18 protein-coding genes are annotated in these 17,480 nt (G+C 32.8%); 16 read left to right on the top strand and 2 right to left on the bottom strand.

Annotation, left to right across the window (positions count from 1 at the left end; translation table 11 throughout):
• The first annotated feature begins 36 nt into the window (after nt 1-36).
• From P177_RS08785 to P177_RS08760, 6 genes are all read left to right on the top strand, one after another.
• Nucleotides 37-1,854: a hypothetical protein gene (locus P177_RS08785; RefSeq protein WP_157486501.1), complete on the top strand. Its 1,818-nt coding sequence runs from the start codon at nt 37-39 to the stop codon at nt 1,852-1,854.
• 48 nt (nt 1,855-1,902) lie between these two features.
• Entirely contained in the window at nt 1,903-2,943 is a 1,041-nt protein-coding gene (locus P177_RS08780) for a hypothetical protein (RefSeq protein WP_036154006.1), read from the top strand.
• A 68-nt stretch (nt 2,944-3,011) separates the two neighbouring features.
• Nucleotides 3,012-3,587 (top strand): DUF4240 domain-containing protein, encoded by a 576-nt coding sequence (locus tag P177_RS08775; protein ID WP_036154004.1) that lies wholly within the window; start codon nt 3,012-3,014, stop codon nt 3,585-3,587.
• A 212-nt stretch (nt 3,588-3,799) separates the two neighbouring features.
• The gene (locus P177_RS08770) at nt 3,800-4,942 is read left to right on the top strand and encodes an alpha/beta fold hydrolase (protein WP_036154002.1); all 1,143 of its coding nucleotides are present in this window, start codon (nt 3,800-3,802) and stop codon (nt 4,940-4,942) included.
• Between the two features lie 38 nt (nt 4,943-4,980).
• Nucleotides 4,981-5,550: a hypothetical protein gene (locus P177_RS19385; RefSeq protein ID WP_051941769.1), complete on the top strand. Its 570-nt coding sequence runs from the start codon at nt 4,981-4,983 to the stop codon at nt 5,548-5,550.
• Nucleotides 5,551-5,813: 263 nt separating this feature from the next.
• On the top strand, nt 5,814-6,488 hold the full coding sequence (locus P177_RS08760; protein ID WP_036154000.1) for a DUF2625 domain-containing protein: 675 nt from the start codon (nt 5,814-5,816) through the stop codon (nt 6,486-6,488).
• Nucleotides 6,489-6,650: 162 nt separating this feature from the next.
• Here P177_RS08760 and P177_RS08755 read toward each other — a convergent pair whose 3' ends face one another.
• Entirely contained in the window at nt 6,651-8,075 is a 1,425-nt protein-coding gene (locus P177_RS08755; protein WP_167333104.1) for an amidase, read from the bottom strand.
• 412 nt (nt 8,076-8,487) lie between these two features.
• Entirely contained in the window at nt 8,488-9,144 is a 657-nt protein-coding gene (locus P177_RS20050) for a helix-hairpin-helix domain-containing protein (protein WP_051941768.1), read from the bottom strand.
• 274 nt (nt 9,145-9,418) lie between these two features.
• Between P177_RS20050 and P177_RS08745 the strand changes: the two genes are divergently transcribed.
• The 10 genes from P177_RS08745 to P177_RS08700 all read left to right on the top strand — a co-directional run bounded on the left by P177_RS08745 (nt 9,419) and on the right by P177_RS08700 (nt 17,465).
• Nucleotides 9,419-9,748 (top strand): ArsR/SmtB family transcription factor, encoded by a 330-nt coding sequence (locus P177_RS08745; RefSeq protein ID WP_036153995.1) that lies wholly within the window; start codon nt 9,419-9,421, stop codon nt 9,746-9,748.
• A 73-nt stretch (nt 9,749-9,821) separates the two neighbouring features.
• Nucleotides 9,822-10,289: a DUF6428 family protein gene (locus P177_RS08740; RefSeq protein WP_036153993.1), complete on the top strand. Its 468-nt coding sequence runs from the start codon at nt 9,822-9,824 to the stop codon at nt 10,287-10,289.
• A 21-nt stretch (nt 10,290-10,310) separates the two neighbouring features.
• On the top strand, nt 10,311-10,943 hold the full coding sequence (locus P177_RS08735; RefSeq protein WP_036153991.1) for an arsenate-mycothiol transferase ArsC: 633 nt from the start codon (nt 10,311-10,313) through the stop codon (nt 10,941-10,943).
• Between the two features lie 2 nt (nt 10,944-10,945).
• Nucleotides 10,946-12,001, top strand: a complete 1,056-nt coding sequence (gene arsB, locus P177_RS08730; protein WP_036153989.1) for an ACR3 family arsenite efflux transporter — start codon at nt 10,946-10,948, stop codon at nt 11,999-12,001.
• A gap of 232 nt (nt 12,002-12,233) precedes the next feature.
• Nucleotides 12,234-13,052, top strand: coding sequence for an oxidoreductase (locus P177_RS08725; RefSeq protein WP_036153987.1), 819 nt, complete (start codon nt 12,234-12,236; stop codon nt 13,050-13,052).
• A gap of 28 nt (nt 13,053-13,080) precedes the next feature.
• Nucleotides 13,081-14,187 (top strand): MBL fold metallo-hydrolase, encoded by a 1,107-nt coding sequence (locus P177_RS08720; protein ID WP_036158066.1) that lies wholly within the window; start codon nt 13,081-13,083, stop codon nt 14,185-14,187.
• Nucleotides 14,188-14,197: 10 nt separating this feature from the next.
• A complete protein-coding gene (locus P177_RS08715; protein WP_036153985.1) occupies nt 14,198-15,112 on the top strand; it encodes a helix-turn-helix domain-containing protein in 915 nt (304 codons plus the stop codon).
• Between the two features lie 158 nt (nt 15,113-15,270).
• Entirely contained in the window at nt 15,271-15,873 is a 603-nt protein-coding gene (locus tag P177_RS08710) for a TetR/AcrR family transcriptional regulator (RefSeq protein ID WP_036153983.1), read from the top strand.
• Nucleotides 15,874-15,924: 51 nt separating this feature from the next.
• Nucleotides 15,925-16,704 (top strand): haloacid dehalogenase type II, encoded by a 780-nt coding sequence (locus P177_RS08705; RefSeq protein ID WP_036153981.1) that lies wholly within the window; start codon nt 15,925-15,927, stop codon nt 16,702-16,704.
• 26 nt (nt 16,705-16,730) lie between these two features.
• Nucleotides 16,731-17,465 (top strand): SDR family oxidoreductase, encoded by a 735-nt coding sequence (locus P177_RS08700; RefSeq protein WP_036153979.1) that lies wholly within the window; start codon nt 16,731-16,733, stop codon nt 17,463-17,465.
• Nucleotides 17,466-17,480: the final 15 nt, after the last annotated feature.

Raw genomic sequence — 17,480 nt, 5'->3', positions numbered from 1 at the left:
CTACACAAAACTTCGAATTCACTTTAAATTATCTTTTTGCTTAAAATATTCCAAAAGAAACCAATAATTGCAGTACTTGGCAAAGAATCGGGTATGTTGGCTCAACTTAGTAAAGAAGTAACAAAGGGAGATTACAAATGGAAAACATTCGATAGTGTAGAACTAGCAACTAGCAGTAATTCTGTATTGATTATAGAGTTTTTGAATACAACTACATATCATTTCCCAGAAACACCTAAAACATACTCCCTCTTTTCAGAATTCGACGTTATCCCCTATAGTGACAATGCTTATGGCAAGCTCTTATTCAATTTAAGCTTGTCAAAAAAAATAGAAAAAACCAGCTATATTTCTACTACAGTTAATGAACTACTAAAAGCATATTTACAAAATATTGAGCAAATTGATTTCATAACTACTAAAGCTACTTTAGAGTTACTTTGTTATCTGCCTTATACTGCAACAAGCCAAAATGAAGTGGAGCAATATATAAGTGAAATAAATTCATATTATCTTAATGCTATTGCTCAATATGACAGACCTCAATATAAACAACTGCTTATTTGGGAATTAGAATTGTTTAAAAACACATTCGAAGAAAATAATGAAGAATTTATAGACCGAATAACACTACTACTAGATTTCATTGATAGAACTAAACAACCATTTGAATTTGCTTATATAAAGTACTACCAAAGCAAACTAATACAAGAAAGTATTGAAGGTGAAACCGATGCTTCTCTTTTTGAAAAACAAATAATAGCTTTTCAAGAAATTAAATCATTAATTGATAAAGACAAGTATAAAGAGTTCTTTGCCGATGTTTTATATGATATAGGAAATACCTATACCGAGTTGTTAAACAGAAATTACCTTATATCAACTATTGATAAGGGCATTGATGTTTTTGAAGAATTAATATCCTTCCTTGACAAATCTAAAAATTACAAAAAATGGCTACATACCCATAATGCATATGCAAATGCTTATTTTCTAAAGTCTACCCTTATAGATGATATAACACATGCAAAAAGAGCATTAAAGCTATACACAAAACTAAAACATGAGTTTAATGCAAAAAAATCTGCTTGGGATTATGCCATGTATCAACAGAACTGTGCTGCCGCAGCAATTCATCTTGCAAAACTGGCAGACAAGGATTCTGCTTTAAAATTAATTCCATTAGCGCTTGAATTATGCCAAAATGCCCTGAAAATTTGGACTTATGAAAATCACCCTAAAGAACATGCATTCATATTATTAAATATGGGAAAAGCGCGTGCTCTAGAAGGCAAGACCAAAAAAGACGAGACTTTTTATTTATTGGCCATTGATTTAATGAAACGAGTTATAAAAATTAATACTGAAGAAGGTATACACAATGAGCTATCTAAAAATTATAGAATACTAAGTATCTATTATTATGAAGCTGCAGAACTTCTTCACAATTTAGAAAACTATCAAAAAAGCGTAAAGTATATAAAAGTATCTGTAGATTTATTAAAGAACAGTACTGAGGTGCGTAGTGCTTATTCTGCATATTACTTCGCACATTATTCTGATAAACTAGCTACTATCACTAAAAAAGAAGAAGACTATATAGAAGCTGTTAAAGCTGCAGAAGCATATATATCATTAAAAAATTCAGATACTGAAGTTAAACGTTATTATTATACAGAAATAAGGCATTTATATTTATTATCCATGCTTACTACAATCTCTAAAGATCCAGAGTGGAAACAAGCCTATTTAAGGTTATGTAAAAAATTAGAGAAAATAGAGTTTAAAGATGTGGAAGATGAAATTAAAACAACGTATCACAAAATGATTAGTGATATTATTAACTTTAATTAGAAGTACAATTTAATAAAGATTTTAATTTATAATAAGCCTAAGTTGAAAATGAAAAAATATAAAATAATGGTATTTATAATTATTGCACTCCTATTTTTCTTTCAACAATGCACTAGTATTAATTTAATACCCAATTTGGTTTCCAATAAGAACAACTACCAGTATTTGAGTTCAGGTGTCAGTTCTAAAAATTACCTAATCGACGCAGTTACAGATAAAACCTACTTATACATTACTTATGATACCATCAACAAATATTTTATTGTAGATGATTCATATCAGCAAATAAAAATAAGTACGGAAGGCGACATTCTTTTTAGAATAACAGACTCAAAAGCAGAAATGCCTTATAAGACCCATTATGTATTTACAGATAATGCTGTCTATGACTTTTCACAAAACGTCATAAAACCACAATCCTTCTTTCAAACTATAAATCCTGATAAAAAAAAATTAGAAAAAAAATGGATTACAATTTTTGAAGAATATTACAATAAATCATCTACTGTCATTTATGGCAATAATGACATTGTTTATTTCCATACCAATGAAGGTTGGGTAACATTACATCTTTCAGAAAACAAATATTTTGGCGGGGACAATACCAGTGAACGAACTTTCGAAAGTTATCCTGCAAAGTATAGTAAATTGATTTTTCTAAAAGACACAAAATCTAATACCTATTCTGACTGGATGTCACATTCTGGCTCTAGTACAGATAGAAAATACAATAATGATTTAGATTATTCCGCCTTTCCTGAAAACAAGTTTACATACCAAAACAACAAGATTGAAAAAATTGAATTTTCAAAAACAAAATCAGCTGAAACATATACCTATACCCCTATAATAGCTCAGTTTTTAGGTGTTGGTTATTATAAATTACATAAAGGAAATGAGTATGTGAGATTTAAAGAAGATGCTGCTAAATATCCATTTTGGTTTTTTCAATCAGACGCATATTTAAATAACTATACACTTCCTGAACAGTTTAGAGCAGAAACAGAAGTGTCTTTTATACGGTATTCATATCCCTCAAATGCAAACAAAAGTAAAAGTCAAGGACTTTATATAGTTAAGAAAAAATGACAATATAGTAGCATGTAGAAATTTAATTTAGTGTATGAAAACATAAAAAAACCTAAACACAGATTAAAATGAATAAAGAACTATTTTGGACCATCATTGAAGATGTAAAGGAAAAATCAAATTCAGATAATGAACAACTTACTATAAACTTCAATAAAAGACTTTCGGTTTTATCAATTGAAGAATTACTGCATTTTCAATTTATTTATGAGTTATATGAAATTGCCATTATTTCAGTACCAAGTAATTTAATTTGGACGGCACAATTTTTAATCAATGAAGGTTCTTACACAAACACCTACAATTTTACAGGTTGGCTCATAATACAGGGCAAAAAAGTTTATCTAGACGCCTTGGCCAATGCAGACACATTAGCACAAATTAATACCCCAAAAAATAATTGCGAGTATACCGAATTAAGGCTGTTAGCTGCAAAGCTATATAAAGAAAAAACAGGAATTAAAAAGAAGGCATTTCAAAAAGTGGAAAGTGATTTCTGGAATAAACCTGAAACAGAAAAAGAACAGGCTGAAATAAAAAGTGAAATTGTTTTAAGCGATATAAAAAGAGATAGAAATTGGAAAATTCCAGATTTAGAAGACGTGTTACCAAATTTATTTAAAAAAGTAAAAATTAATGTCTAAGGTAGTCTTGGATATTTACTAATATAGCGAGTAATACATTTCACTAATCTTTAGATATTATAGCTTCCTAATAATGCCCTAAAACTTTAGTATTCCTTTGCAAGAAAGCATGTTTTCCTTTAAGATGTCTAGCCAAAATAACTGGCTTAATTGTTGTGGATTAAACGAATAAGTAATTATTACATCTAACTAATCTATTAAACCATTAAAAAATGAAAAATTTCTATTTTACTTTCTTAGCTCTTTTCTCTCTATCGTTTACGATACATTCTCAAACAGAAGATACCCTAGTAGATATTGGTGGCTATAACATGCATTTCAATATTATGAAAGGAGAAGGAACTCCTATTCTTTTTGAAGCTGGTGGCGGTGATAACAGTTCTGTTTGGGCACCTATTTTAGAAAGGATACATAAAGTTACCGGTACAACACTAATTACCTATGACAGATCTGGTTTTGGGCAAAGTGAATTAAATCCGAAATTGAAGAACGATTCAGATTTCGATATTGAAAACGGAATAAAGGAATTAGAAACCGGACTTGCAAAATTAGGATACGATGATGATATTATTTTGGTTTCACATTCCTATGGTGGTCTCTATAATCTATTATACGCGAATAAACATCCTAAGAAAGTAAAATCGATTGTTTTAATAGATGCTACGCTCAGTGATTTTTGGAATGATGATTTCTTAGCTATGAGAGATATGTTTGTTGACATAAATACCATACCAAAGGGTACCGGCGATTATTACCTGAATTATAATTACAATGAAATTATGCGTTCATTACGAAACACACAGTTTCCTGAAAATATTCCTGTTACAAATATTTTTCCAGATAAATCTGCCCCAGTATATCCAGAAGAATATTCAAATAGATGGAAAAAAGTTCATGTAGATTTAGGTAATAATAACAACAATGTAACCAACATTATAGCTGAAAGCAGTGGTCATGCTATTTTTTATGATAATCCTGGTTTAGTAATCAACGTCATTGTTAAAGCCTATGTAAAAACATTAGATGAAAACCAACAAAATGTAGTCTTACAAAAGGCTTTGGACAATGCAATTGACCTATCAATCAAAACTAAGGTCCATAATCGTTCAGAACACGATTTAAATACATTGGGTTACTCCTTTTTACAAACCCAAGAATTGGACAAAGCGCTAGACGTATTTAAAACAACCACCATATTATTTCCAGAAAGTGCCAATGCTTATGATAGTTATGGTGAAGCTTTACTCATGTCTGACAAAAAAGATGAAGCTATTGAAATGTATGAAAAATCTGTAGCCTTAGACCCTAATAATGAACACGGTAAAGAGGTACTGTTGAAATTGAAAGAAGATTAATACTTAAATAGAAATATTAAATATTACAACGCATTCATATGGGGCTATTTGATTTTTTAAAGAAGAGCGACAAAAAACAAGAACCAGTTCAATTACAATCTAAAAAAGAAGCGAACATTGCAAAGATCAAGCAGTACATTGACATACCAGAATCTATAGCAAATAAAGTAGCCCACATCGACAAAATCACCACTAATAAAGATTTAGATGTGGAGATTAGGGTTAACCAGCTCATGAAAATTTATGAATCGTTAACTGACGACCAAAAAAGAACTAGGGAAGGTAGATATGTAATTCTGCATATCGCTGAAGTATGTTTTTCTGAAAGATGGATTGAAGATGCTTTTGATAATTTCAATTTTGCTATGCAATTTAAAGATACCATCGGCAATCCGTTTTTACATCTAAGGCTAGGGCAATTAAACTATTTAGTGCAGAACAAAGATAAAATGCATGATGAGTTAAGCAGAGCACTAATTATGGCCGGAGATTCAATTTTTAAAGATGAAGACCCAAAACTTATTGAAATGGTCAAAAGCATATTAAAGGAACCTGAAGATTGTTCTTGGACAGCATACGGAGGTCAAGATTGGGCAATAACCAAATAGTAACTTACCTCTACCCTATTAATTACTTGCCATTTAAGTTTTTAAAGTTTATAAATACACCAGATGATTTTTGATGCTATAGTTAGTTTCTTCGTTGACGTAATTTTTGAGGGAATTCTACATAAATTTTGGAACTTTTTGGGCAGTACATTAAACCGAGTACATAAATTCTTGTTTAAAAGAAAGAAGTAACAGATTCTAATAGAAAAATAACCATATTAAATCGGTGTTTGCAACGCATCATTAAATCTGTATTAATCAGTATGAAAGCAATAAATGAATTAATAAATATTGAAGAACCAGGCTGGGCATTAGTTACTGAATGGATAAATAATGCAACCAATAAAGTTGAAATTCTACCCAAAAACGAGAAAGAAGCAGACAATGCACTGTATCAAACTCAAGTATCAACTCGCTCCCCCATGGGAGCTATAATATATGAAACTGGCGGTCTCTTAATAGACCATGGTTGGATCAGAATTTTGGGTTCTGGTAACCAAAAGCTAGATAGAACTTTACCTAAGTTTAACAAAGGTAAAACGTTCAAAGATTACGGAGATAAACCAGCTATATTCTTAATTGCCGATGATGTAGTCGGCGGATTTTATGCCATAAACGGAGGTGCATTGGGTACTGATTTAGGTAACATCTATTATTTCGCACCTGATGCTTTAGAATGGGAGCCTATGGATATTAGATATTCTGATTTTTTATGGTGGACATTTACTGGTGATCTATCTCAATTCTACGCTAATGCACGGTGGACAGGTTGGGAAAAAGAAATATCTGAAATTAATGGAAATCAAGGTATCACATTCTATCCATTTTTGTGGACAGAACATAAGCACATTGATGATTTGACAAGAAAAATAGTGCCAATCTCTGAGATATGGTCATTTCAACAAGACACTTTAGAGAAATCATCGAAAGAAGAGTAAGTAAAAAAAAGTATACTATAATACAAAAACAAGTGGCATCGTAAAACGGACTATGAACAGTATTTAGTTCTTATCGCTCAATACTATAGGTCAAGCACCCCAGATAAAAACACAAGAGAATATAATCGATTAACGTAATACTTTAAACAGATACACTATTTTCTATAATTCTGGAAAACCCTCTGGAGCTCTTCTATTTTTCATTTTTTGTTCATATGCGTAAGCTAACTGAAACAATAAACCTTCGCTAAATGGTCTACCTAACAATTGAAAACCTGCCGGATATTTATCATAAGAGTACCCCATTGGTACGGCAATTGCAGGAAAACCTGTTGGAGGTGACAGTTTTATACTATTAGCGCCCCTCGGTCCGTTTAAATCTCCTATCAATCTTGGTGGATAAGTAAAGGTTGGATAAATCAAAGCGTCCAAATTTAAACTATCCATTACATTGGTAATATGATCTCTTAATGCTTGCCTTAGTTCTTGGTTCTTGCCCCAGTCATTATGCTCTTCTGGTATATCTACATCCGCTTGGGCGTTTTGAAGATTACTCTTCAAATAAGGATGATATTCTTTCGATTCAATAATTTCCTGTAAAGATGTATACTTAGCACTATCACCTAAACTTGCCAAATACCCATTATAATCTCTTTTTAGTTCACTAATTGCTGTACGGGCTTTATTTAATGAGTCTAAATGAGGTAACTTAACAGAATCTACCATAGTTACCCCTAAAGTTGACATATCCTTAATAGCTTTAATCATCAACCGATAAACACTAGAGTCAGATTCTTCAGGAATAAATAACTGGTGAACAACTCCTACCCTTTTGTCAACTACACTTCTACCCAAAAATGATTGGTAGGATTCTTCTTTTACATTAATACTTTTTGCAGTTACTACATCTGTTGAATCGTAGCCGGCTATTACATCAAAAACAATTGCAACATCTTCTACCGTTCTACCCATAGGACCTCCAATATCATTTGTTAGCGCTAAAGGAACGATACCATCACGACTAGTCAAACCCATAGTAGATCTAATACCTACAAGTGCTTGGTGTGAAGAAGGACCCCTTATAGAACTACCGGTATCTGTACCAAGACCCACTACTGCAAAACTTGCCGCAATAGAAGCTGCAGTACCACCACTAGAACCTGCTGTAGTTCGTCGTGTATCATACGGATTTCTAGAATAACCAGGTAAAACTGAACTCACAGTAAAGTAACCACTGGAAGCAAATTCTGCAAGATTTGACTTTGCTAAAATAATAGCACCTGCATCTTTCATTTGTTTTACCAAAAAAGCATCATTGGGAGGATAAGAATCTTTCAAGGCTAATGTTCCGTTACTTGTGGGAAGACCTTTAACATCGTAATTATCCTTTACAATAATGGGTATTCCATGCAAAGGTCCTAAAATAACTCCTCTAGAATATAAACTGTCCAAATAAATGGCCCTTTCCATTGCTTTGGGATTAACTAGAATAACAGAGTTAATTGAAGGTCCTTTTTTATCATATGCTTCTATCCTTTTTAAATAACCTTCAACAAGATATTGAGCATTAACTTCACCCTTGTTCATTGCATCTTGAATTAATGAAATACTAGTTTCACTAAATTTAAAACCAGTAGTTTGTTTATTCTTACACCCTACAAGTAATATAAAAAGAATGGTTATAAATTTAATATGAAAATTGGTGTGCATATTTAATGAAATTATCAGATTAGTAAGGTCCACACTTTTTATGCATTTATTATACAAGTACAAGCGGGAACTAGATTCAAGATAAATGAAAATGAAAACAAGAATAAGTGCTTCTCAAAAAAAGTTTAAAGTTTTATTGATTCTTTATTTAGAATGAAATAAAAAAAATAATAATCAAAAAAGTGACACCTTATTTTCAAAAAGTCAATCGAATATGAAATAAAAATCTTGGAATAAAAAAAGCCCTAAGAATATACCTTAGGGCTTTTTGTTTGTATGAATTAGACTGTTATTTACCACCGTCCAATTTATCTTGTAAAGTTTTTAACTTATCCCAATCTCCAGAAGCAGCTAATTTAGCTTGTTTTGGCCAGCTACCTGGTTTATGCATAGTATAACGTGGTCCGGCTTCTTTTAAAATTCCTTCAAGCGTTTTTACAGAAGCTCCTGCTAATTTCTCAAAAGTACCTATCCCCTTCTCTGTTAATATAGAAGCAATTTTAGGTCCTATACCTTCAATTTTCTTTAAATCATCTTTCTTAGCCTTGGCTACAGGTTTCTTTGCTACAGGCTTTTTAACTGCAGGTTTTTTGGCAGCCGCCTTTTTAACCGGTTTCTTTTTCGCCGGTAATGCGGTTAAATCAACAACACTATTATCTATGCCTGCATACGGAGATGGAACATAAGCATCAGCAGCATGGTCATTGAACCATCCTTTGTCTTCGCTCAAGTATCTGAACTCATAACTTTTACCTGTTTCCAGTTTTATACTTTTTACATACGATCCGTTCTTTTTTTCCATTTGGTAAGAACTATCGTTGGTTTGCCAATCATTGAAGTCTCCCAACAATATCACATTCGCCTCACTTGGAGCTTCATTTGCCCCAACGGTAAACGTAACCGTAGTATGCGTACCCTTTCCTTTTGTCTCTTTTGTTAATGCCATTTTTCTGTAGTGTTTTAATTCTAGATAAAAGTTACATAGAAATTACTCATTTTCAAAAGTTTGCATTAAAATATTAGAAGATTTTAAAATATTGGATAAGATTGGTCTACTGAAGTGCCTTTTAATTAAAAAGACAACAACTAATTATTAAATCTATATTATGATTATTACTTTGCTACAAACAGAATTGGTATGAATTAGTTAAAAAAACAATTTTATTAAATTTATAAAATATAATATCGTAATATTGCAATGAAACAATTAAGTTAAAAAAATGGGATTAGCAAAGACAGAGATGTTTACCGATGAGCAGAACAAGATTTCCATGTTCGCAAAAGCCTTTGGTCACCCTGCACGTGTTGCTATATTACAACATTTGTTCAAAATAGACACTTGTATTTGTGGCGATTTAGTCAGCGAAATAGGCTTGGCACAACCTACCATATCACAACACCTTAAAGAATTGAAAAATTTAGGATTAATAAAAGGTAATGTAGAAGGTACTAGCGTTTGTTATTGTATAGATAAAGACAACTGGTCTAACATGAAAGATATTATGGCGCAATTTCTAGATCAAGATATCTCTAGCAACAGTTGCTGCTAAAAAAATTTAACCTGATTAATCGTTTTATTGCGATATAATAATATTAAGAAGCAAAAATTTAAAACATAGCATTATGAAACTATCAGAAATTAAAAATCATTTGACAAAACTGGACACTATAGCATTTGAATTACCGAATGGCGAATTGGTACCAAATCATTTTCATGTTACCGAGGTAGGTAAAATAACCAAAAATTTTATTGATTGCGGTGGTACGGTCAGAAACGAAGAAGTAGTAAATTTTCAACTTTGGAATGCCAATGATTATGATCATAGATTACACCCAGAAAAGTTGATCAATATTATTGAACTTTCTGAAAAGGTATTGAAAATAGAAGATTTGGAAATTGAGGTAGAATACCAGGGATCAACCATAGAAAAATTCGGATTAGATTTTGACGGTACCAATTTCAGACTAACCTCTAAACAAACAGATTGTTTGGCTAAAGATAATTGTGGCATTCCTGAAGAAAAGCAAAAAGTAAAACTTTCGGATATTAATAATGAACCATGTTGTGCACCTGATGGCAATTGCTGTTAACCTTTAAATAAACCAAAGAAAATGATTACTACAAAAACGAATATGTTACCAGAAATTGAGAATTTTATAAAAGAACTGAATACCGATTCTATTACTGCAGATCGTAAAGTTGTTTTAAAACCATTGGTAGATTACATTCAAGAGAAAACGAATGCTAGTGAAGAAATCAGAATAAATTTCATCTGTACCCACAACTCAAGAAGAAGTCATTTATCTCAAGTTTGGGCACAGACTATGGCAAATTATTATGGTATTAAAAATGTGTTTTGCTATTCTGGTGGTACAGAAGCTACTGCCCTATTCCCTATGGTGGCGGAAACATTAAAAAATCAAGGTTTTCAGATTCAAAAATTATCAGAGATCACTAATCCGGTTTATGCTATTAAGTATGCTGAGAACGAGCATCCGGTAATTGGTTTTTCTAAATCATATGAAGATTCTTTTAATCCGTCCACACAATTTGCAGCAGTAATGACATGCTCACAAGCAGATGGTGGTTGTCCTTTTATAGCTGGAGCAGAAAAAAGAGTTCCTATCACTTTTGAAGACCCTAAAGCTTTTGATAATACTCCTCAGCAAGCAGAAAAATATGCTGAAAGAAGTATACAGATTGCAACAGAATTATTTTACATATTCTCACAAATCAACAAGTAAAAATGGCTTCTAAAAAATTAAGTTTTCTAGATAAAAATCTAACTTGGTGGATTTTTGCCGCCATGGCACTTGGTGTTGGTATAGGGTACTTCTTCCCTACATTCCCTGATTTCATCAATTCATTTAGCAGTGGCAGCACAAATATTCCTATTGCTATTGGGTTGATTTTAATGATGTATCCGCCACTGGCAAAAGTTAATTATGCTTTGTTACCTAAGGTGTTTAGAAATACCAAAATACTATCTATAAGTCTAATTTTAAACTGGATCATTGGTCCGGTTTTAATGTTTATACTGGCCATTACCTTTTTATCTGACTATCCAGAATACATGGTTGGTCTAATTCTTATTGGTCTAGCACGTTGTATAGCCATGGTTTTGGTATGGAACGACCTTGCCGATGGTAGTAGCGAGTATGGTGCAGGGTTAGTTGCACTGAACAGTATTTTTCAGGTATTTGCCTATAGCTTTTATGCATGGATATTTATTACTGTACTTCCACCCTATTTTGGGTTTGAAGGCGCAATCGTAGATATTTCTATTGGCACCATTGCCGAAAGTGTAGCTATCTATTTAGGTTTACCCTTTTTAATGGGAATATTAAGCAGGCTGATTTTAGTGAAGTTAAAAGGTGAAGAATGGTATACTACCAAGTTTATACCGGCAATTTCACCTATGACATTGATAGCATTATTATTTACCATTGTTATCATGTTCTCTTTAAAGGGAGAATTAATAGTAGAAATACCTATGGATGTGCTCATCATTGCAGTACCATTACTAATCTACTTCACCTTAATGTTCATTATCGGTTTCTTTTTTACCAAAGCCACCGGGGCAGAATATGACAAAACAGCATCAGTAGCATTTACAGCAGCCGGAAACAATTTTGAACTTGCTATAGCTGTAGCCATTGCAGTTTTCGGATTAAATTCCGGTCAGGCATTTGCAGGTGTTATTGGTCCGCTAGTTGAAGTCCCTGCGCTAATATTTTTAGTGAAAGTCTCTTTTTGGTTGAAGAAAAAGTATTTTAAAACAACTAAAGAACCAGCAGTCTAAAATAGTGTGTGTGTTAAATCTCGCAAGAAACTAATACATGACGGGAAGTTATAATAGATTAAAGCCTCTATCTACAAATTTTGTACTTAGAGGCTTATTTGTTCCATAATGTTACCTGAATAGGTATAATATGTAAAAAGTATTCAACATTCGGCAATTAGCATACAATTGTCAGCAAGTATCCCATTAATTTTGCCAAAGTATAATCAATTCTATATTCTAACAAATACACATGAGTAAAGTAGCATTAATTACAGGGGCATCATCTGGCATGGGAAAATCTACAGCCAACATATTAAAAAGTCAGGGTTACATTGTATATGGAGCTGCAAGAAGGATGGAAGAAATGCAAGATTTAAAAGCGCAAGGAATACATATTGTGCCTTTAGACTTAACCAAAGATGATTCCATTGTATTGTGTGTAGATACCATAATAGATAAAGAAGGTAGAATAGATATCTTAATCAATAATGCTGGTTATGGCTCTTACGGCACGGTGGAAGATGTTCCGCTAGAAGAGGCCAAAAGACAGTTTGAAGTAAATTTATTTGGCTTGGCACGTATTACACAATTGATCATACCCAAAATGAGGGAACAGAAGTATGGTAGAATTGTAAACATATCTTCTATGGGCGGAAAAGTGTATTTACCATTAGGAGCTTGGTATTTTGCCACAAAACATGCTTTAGAAGGATGGAGCGATTGCCTGCGTCTAGAGCTAAAGCCATTTGGTATTGATGTAGTCATTGTAGAACCTGGCGGAATAAAAACTCCTTGGGGACTAATTGCCGCAGAAAGTTTGAGAGAAACTTCAGGTACGGGCGCCTATGCAACATTTGCAAATTCAGTGGCAGATACCATGAAAAAAGATTTTACAAATGATCGTTTTACAGATGTCAACGTATTAGGTAAAACGATAGCCAAGGCGGCTATAGTAAAAAGTCCGAAAATTAGATACGTTAAAGGCTATTCTGCCAAGTTAGCAATAACGGCACGTAAATGGTTTGGTGACCGTATATTTGATAAAGTGATTATGAGTCAATATAAATAGAATGATTAAAAGAATCTTAAAAAAAATAATGATAACAACCCTAGCAATAATAGGTATATTGGTTATCGCCGTTCTGGCGTTCACCAATTTTTATCCAAGTTTTGGAGGTAACAGCACTAAAGAGCAAAAACGAACTTATGAAAAATCCAACCAGTTTAACAAGGGTAAATTCCGAAATGTAAAACCTGTTCCAGAAGACTTAAGCTTTTCTGACAAGCTAAGTTTAGCGTATACTTTTTTCACCACCAAAGTACCCAATGGGCGCCCCAAAGAAGATTTAAAACCACGTAAAATAGATTCAACCGATATTGCCGATTATAAAGGAGAAGCAAGATTGATATGGTTTGGGCATTCCTCTTTTTTATTACAGATCGAAGGAAAAAATATTTTAATAGACCCAATGTTCGGCGCGGTGGCAGCCCCTCACCCACTTTTAGGTGAAAAGCGTTTTAATAAAGAATTTCCAATTGCAATTGAACAATTACCACAAATTGATGCAGTTATTTTCTCTCATGATCATTATGACCATTTAGATTACGAATCTGTTCTAAAGATCAAGGATAAAACAAATCACTTTTATACACCCCTTGGTGTTGGCAATCATTTGACCGCATGGGGAGTTTCTGATGCTAAAATTACAGAGATGGATTGGTGGCAAGAGACACAATTTGACTCGCTAAAATTTGTTTGTACGCCAGCACAACATTTCTCTGGTAGAGGCTTAAACAATGCACAAAGTACACTTTGGAGCTCTTGGGTAATTACTTCAGAAAACGAAAATATATTTTTTAGCGGGGATAGTGGCTACGCAGATCATTTTAAAGAAATAGGAAACCAATATGGTCCTTTTGACATTGCGTTAATGGAATGTGGTCAATACAACAAATTATGGTCAGATATTCATATGATGCCAGAAGAAACGGCACAAGCTGGTTTAGATGTAAAAGCAAAAAAGATAATGCCCATTCACTGGGCAGGTTTCAAATTAGCCCTACATGAATGGACAGATCCAATTATTAGAGTTAAAGCAAAAGCTGCCGAACTGAATATTAAAGTAATTGTACCACAAATTGGGCAAGAAATAATAGTAAAAGATTCAGTTACCACCTACCCTAACTGGTGGCAAAACATTTAAATTATTTGTAATGAAGGAAATAATTAAAATAGACAATGTTGCTGATGTTCACTCTTACTTTAGTTTAGAGAAACCAAAACACCCCTTAATTTCGGTATTGAGAATTGGCGAAAATTGGAACCAAATTGGTCTAGAAAATTTTAAATATTCCTTAGGTCTTTATCATATCAGTTTAAAAGATAGTTGCGCTTTTACAATTAAAAATTACGGTAGAAATTCATATGATTACCAAGAAGGTTCAATGATTTTTATGGCTCCTGATCAAATCATGGAGTTTGAAAAACAAAACATTAATACCAGAGACCAAGGTTGGACAGTGATGTTTCATCCAGATTTAATTAGAAAATCTGAATTAGGTAAAAAAATAGAACAGTTCTCCTTTTTTGAATACGCATCTAACGAAGCCCTACATTTATCAGATGATGAAAGAAAAACAGTAACCGAAATAGTTCAAAAAATAGAAAAAGAATATAGCAGTAATATAGACACACATAGTCAAACCATTATTATCTCTAATCTAGAATTGCTACTTAATTATTGTGTAAGATTTTATGACAGACAATTTTATACAAGAACCAATTTAAATAAAGACATAGCTAGCAATTTCAATAAACTATTAAAAGAATATTACAGCCAAAATAAACAAATTGAACTTGGTATACCAACGGTTCAATATTGTGGAGAAGCATTAAATATATCGGCTAAATACTTAAGCGATTTACTTAGAAAAGAAACTGGTCAGGGAACACAAGATCATATTCATCAATACATCATAGAAAAAGCCAAGAACAAACTTTTGAACTCAACAAAAAGTGCTAGTGAAATAGCTTATTCACTTGGCTTTGAATACCCCCAATATTTCAGTAAAATTTTTAAAAAGAAAACTACTATGAGTCCTAATGAGTATCGACTGAATCTAAATTAAAAGAATTTTTAGTCGTACAAACCTATAAGTTTTACACTGTTGCTCACTAACTACATTTTATATTTAAAACAAAAAAAACCAAACTGTTAGGTAGTTAAGAATACGTTAAACACTATCAAAAACATTCTACTCCGTATTTTATTGGGCATATTTACTACATGAAACAGGCATTAAAATCAGAGCTATCAAAACAACTCATTCTCACTGAGGCCTTTAAGCTGTTTTATGAAGATGGTTTTAAAACCACTAGCATAGAAAAGATAATGAAGGCAACTACTTTGACTAAAGGAGCTTTCTACCATCACTACGCAAATAAAAAAGAATTAGGCATAGCCGTTATTACCCAAAAATTACAAAGTAGAGTTCAAAAAAGAATGGTGTATCCGCTTTATCAAAATGGTAATGCATATACTATTTTAGAAGAAACTTTTCTAAACAGCCTTAAGTCTTTTACAATCTACGAGAAGAAACACGGTTGCCCAACAAATAATCTCATCAATGAAATTGGGGATAATGAAAAGGTATATCAAAAAGCACTGAAAAACATTATTGAGGAATGGAAAAGAGCCCTTATAGAATTAATAGAGAGAGGAAAGACAGAGCATTCTATTAAAAAAGATATTTCAAGTGCCGCAGCAGCTATTTATTTAATTAGCGCTTTTGAAGGCATACGTGGAATTCGTAAGCTTTATGATGATGATAAAGTGATTGATGAATATCTAAAGGGACTATCTATTTACTTAAAACAGCTAAAACAATAATTTTTTACCCAAAAACATACTACCTAGAATGTTTTTATAATCTTAAATACTATGAACAAAGACAGAAGAGACTTCATTAAAAAATCTACTATACTTGGTGCCGCCGGTGCAACCATCCCTGCCATGGGATTTGCCAATAAAAAAGAACAATTATTTGAAAGACCAAAAGTCCTTTTCTTTGATGTCAATGAAACCCTGTTAGATTTAACAGCAATGAAAGACAGTGTTGCAAAAGCTTTAAATGGGAGAAATGATTTACTACCACTTTGGTTTACGACCATGTTGCAATACTCTTTAGTATCAACAGTTGCAAATCAATACAATGATTTTGCCATTATAGGTGCTGCAGCTTTACAAATGGTTGCTGCAAATAACGGTATTACGCTAAGCCATGAAGAAGCCAAAAAGTCTATTGTAGACCCTATACGTTCTTTACCTGCTCACCCAGAAGTTCCATCAGCTTTACAATCATTAAAAGATGCGGGCTATACATTGGTTTCTTTCACCAACTCATCCAACAAAGGAGTTGAAACGCAATTTAAAAATTCTGGGTTGACCAAATATTTTGATCAACGCTTGAGTATTGAAGATATGGGTAAATTTAAACCACATGTAGATGCGTATAACTGGGCTGCCAGAAAAATGAACATTCAACCAAAAGAGTGCCTTCTTGTAGCTGCTCACGGCTGGGATATTTCAGGGGCACTTTGGGCTAATTGGAGAGGTGCTTTTATAAGTAGACCTGGGGCACAACTATATCCTTTATCCCCTACTCCAGAGATTCATGAACCTGACTTAACATTGGTAGCAAAAAAATTAATAAGCCTATAACAATATTTCAAAAAAAAGTAAGTGAAATGAATTTAGAAAACAAAGTTATCATTGTTACCGGTGCCTCCAGAGGTATTGGTCAAGAAGTAGCATTTCTATTAGCGAAAAATGGAGCTAAAGTAGTTGTAAACCATTCTAATAGTTCAAAAGATGCAGAGAAAACCGTAACTAAAATTAAAGATAACGGCGGTGAAGCAATCGCCATTAAAGCAGATGTCAGTAATAGAGAACAAGTTACCCAGCTGTTCGACAAAACTATAGCAGCATACGGAGAAGTAAACGTATTGGTAAACAATGCTGGAGTTATGATTTCCAAAGAACTAAAAGATAACACCCAAGAAGATTTCAGTAAGTTATTCGATGTTAATGTAAGAGGCATATTCAACACCTTACAAGAAGCAAACTCTAAGCTTGCAGATAAAGGTAATATTATAAATTTCTCTTCCAGTACGGTAAAACTAATGTTCCCTAACTACGCACTGTATTCTGCTTCTAAAGCAGCGGTAGAACAGATGACACGTGTTTTTTCTAAAGAAATAGGTAGAGGTATTTCAGTTAATGCCTTGGCACCCGGAGCTACGGAAACAGAATTATTCATGAAAGGGAAATCACAAGAATTCATAGATAAATTAAGTTCTATGAATGCTTTTGACAGACTTGCACAACCTATAGACATAGCAAGAGTTGTACTATTTTTGGCAAGCGATGAATCTAAATGGATTTCTGGTCAAACTATTGGCGCCAATGGTGCTCTAATCTAAACCTAAATAATAGAT

The organism is Maribacter forsetii DSM 18668 (assembly GCF_000744105.1).
Lineage (GTDB): Bacteria > Bacteroidota > Bacteroidia > Flavobacteriales > Flavobacteriaceae > Maribacter > Maribacter forsetii.
This window is presented reverse-complemented; position numbering and strand designations above follow the sequence as displayed.

Excerpts from the sequence above, each read along its gene's own strand:
- P177_RS08780 (WP_036154006.1), top strand. The coding sequence starts at position 1,903 with ATGAAAAAATATAAAATAATGGTATTTATAATTATTGCACTCCTATTT.
- P177_RS08775 (WP_036154004.1), top strand. The coding sequence starts at position 3,012 with ATGAATAAAGAACTATTTTGGACCATCATTGAAGATGTAAAGGAAAAA.
- P177_RS08770 (WP_036154002.1), top strand. The coding sequence starts at position 3,800 with ATGAAAAATTTCTATTTTACTTTCTTAGCTCTTTTCTCTCTATCGTTT.
- P177_RS19385 (WP_051941769.1), top strand. The coding sequence starts at position 4,981 with ATGGGGCTATTTGATTTTTTAAAGAAGAGCGACAAAAAACAAGAACCA.
- P177_RS08760 (WP_036154000.1), top strand. The coding sequence starts at position 5,814 with ATGAAAGCAATAAATGAATTAATAAATATTGAAGAACCAGGCTGGGCA.
- P177_RS08755 (WP_167333104.1), bottom strand. The coding sequence starts at position 8,075 with ATGAACAAGGGTGAAGTTAATGCTCAATATCTTGTTGAAGGTTATTTA.
- P177_RS20050 (WP_051941768.1), bottom strand. The coding sequence starts at position 9,144 with ATGGCATTAACAAAAGAGACAAAAGGAAAGGGTACGCATACTACGGTT.
- P177_RS08745 (WP_036153995.1), top strand. The coding sequence starts at position 9,419 with ATGGGATTAGCAAAGACAGAGATGTTTACCGATGAGCAGAACAAGATT.
- P177_RS08740 (WP_036153993.1), top strand. The coding sequence starts at position 9,822 with ATGAAACTATCAGAAATTAAAAATCATTTGACAAAACTGGACACTATA.
- P177_RS08735 (WP_036153991.1), top strand. The coding sequence starts at position 10,311 with ATGATTACTACAAAAACGAATATGTTACCAGAAATTGAGAATTTTATA.
- arsB (WP_036153989.1), top strand. The coding sequence starts at position 10,946 with ATGGCTTCTAAAAAATTAAGTTTTCTAGATAAAAATCTAACTTGGTGG.
- P177_RS08725 (WP_036153987.1), top strand. The coding sequence starts at position 12,234 with ATGAGTAAAGTAGCATTAATTACAGGGGCATCATCTGGCATGGGAAAA.
- P177_RS08720 (WP_036158066.1), top strand. The coding sequence starts at position 13,081 with ATGATAACAACCCTAGCAATAATAGGTATATTGGTTATCGCCGTTCTG.
- P177_RS08715 (WP_036153985.1), top strand. The coding sequence starts at position 14,198 with ATGAAGGAAATAATTAAAATAGACAATGTTGCTGATGTTCACTCTTAC.
- P177_RS08710 (WP_036153983.1), top strand. The coding sequence starts at position 15,271 with ATGAAACAGGCATTAAAATCAGAGCTATCAAAACAACTCATTCTCACT.
- P177_RS08705 (WP_036153981.1), top strand. The coding sequence starts at position 15,925 with ATGAACAAAGACAGAAGAGACTTCATTAAAAAATCTACTATACTTGGT.
- P177_RS08700 (WP_036153979.1), top strand. The coding sequence starts at position 16,731 with ATGAATTTAGAAAACAAAGTTATCATTGTTACCGGTGCCTCCAGAGGT.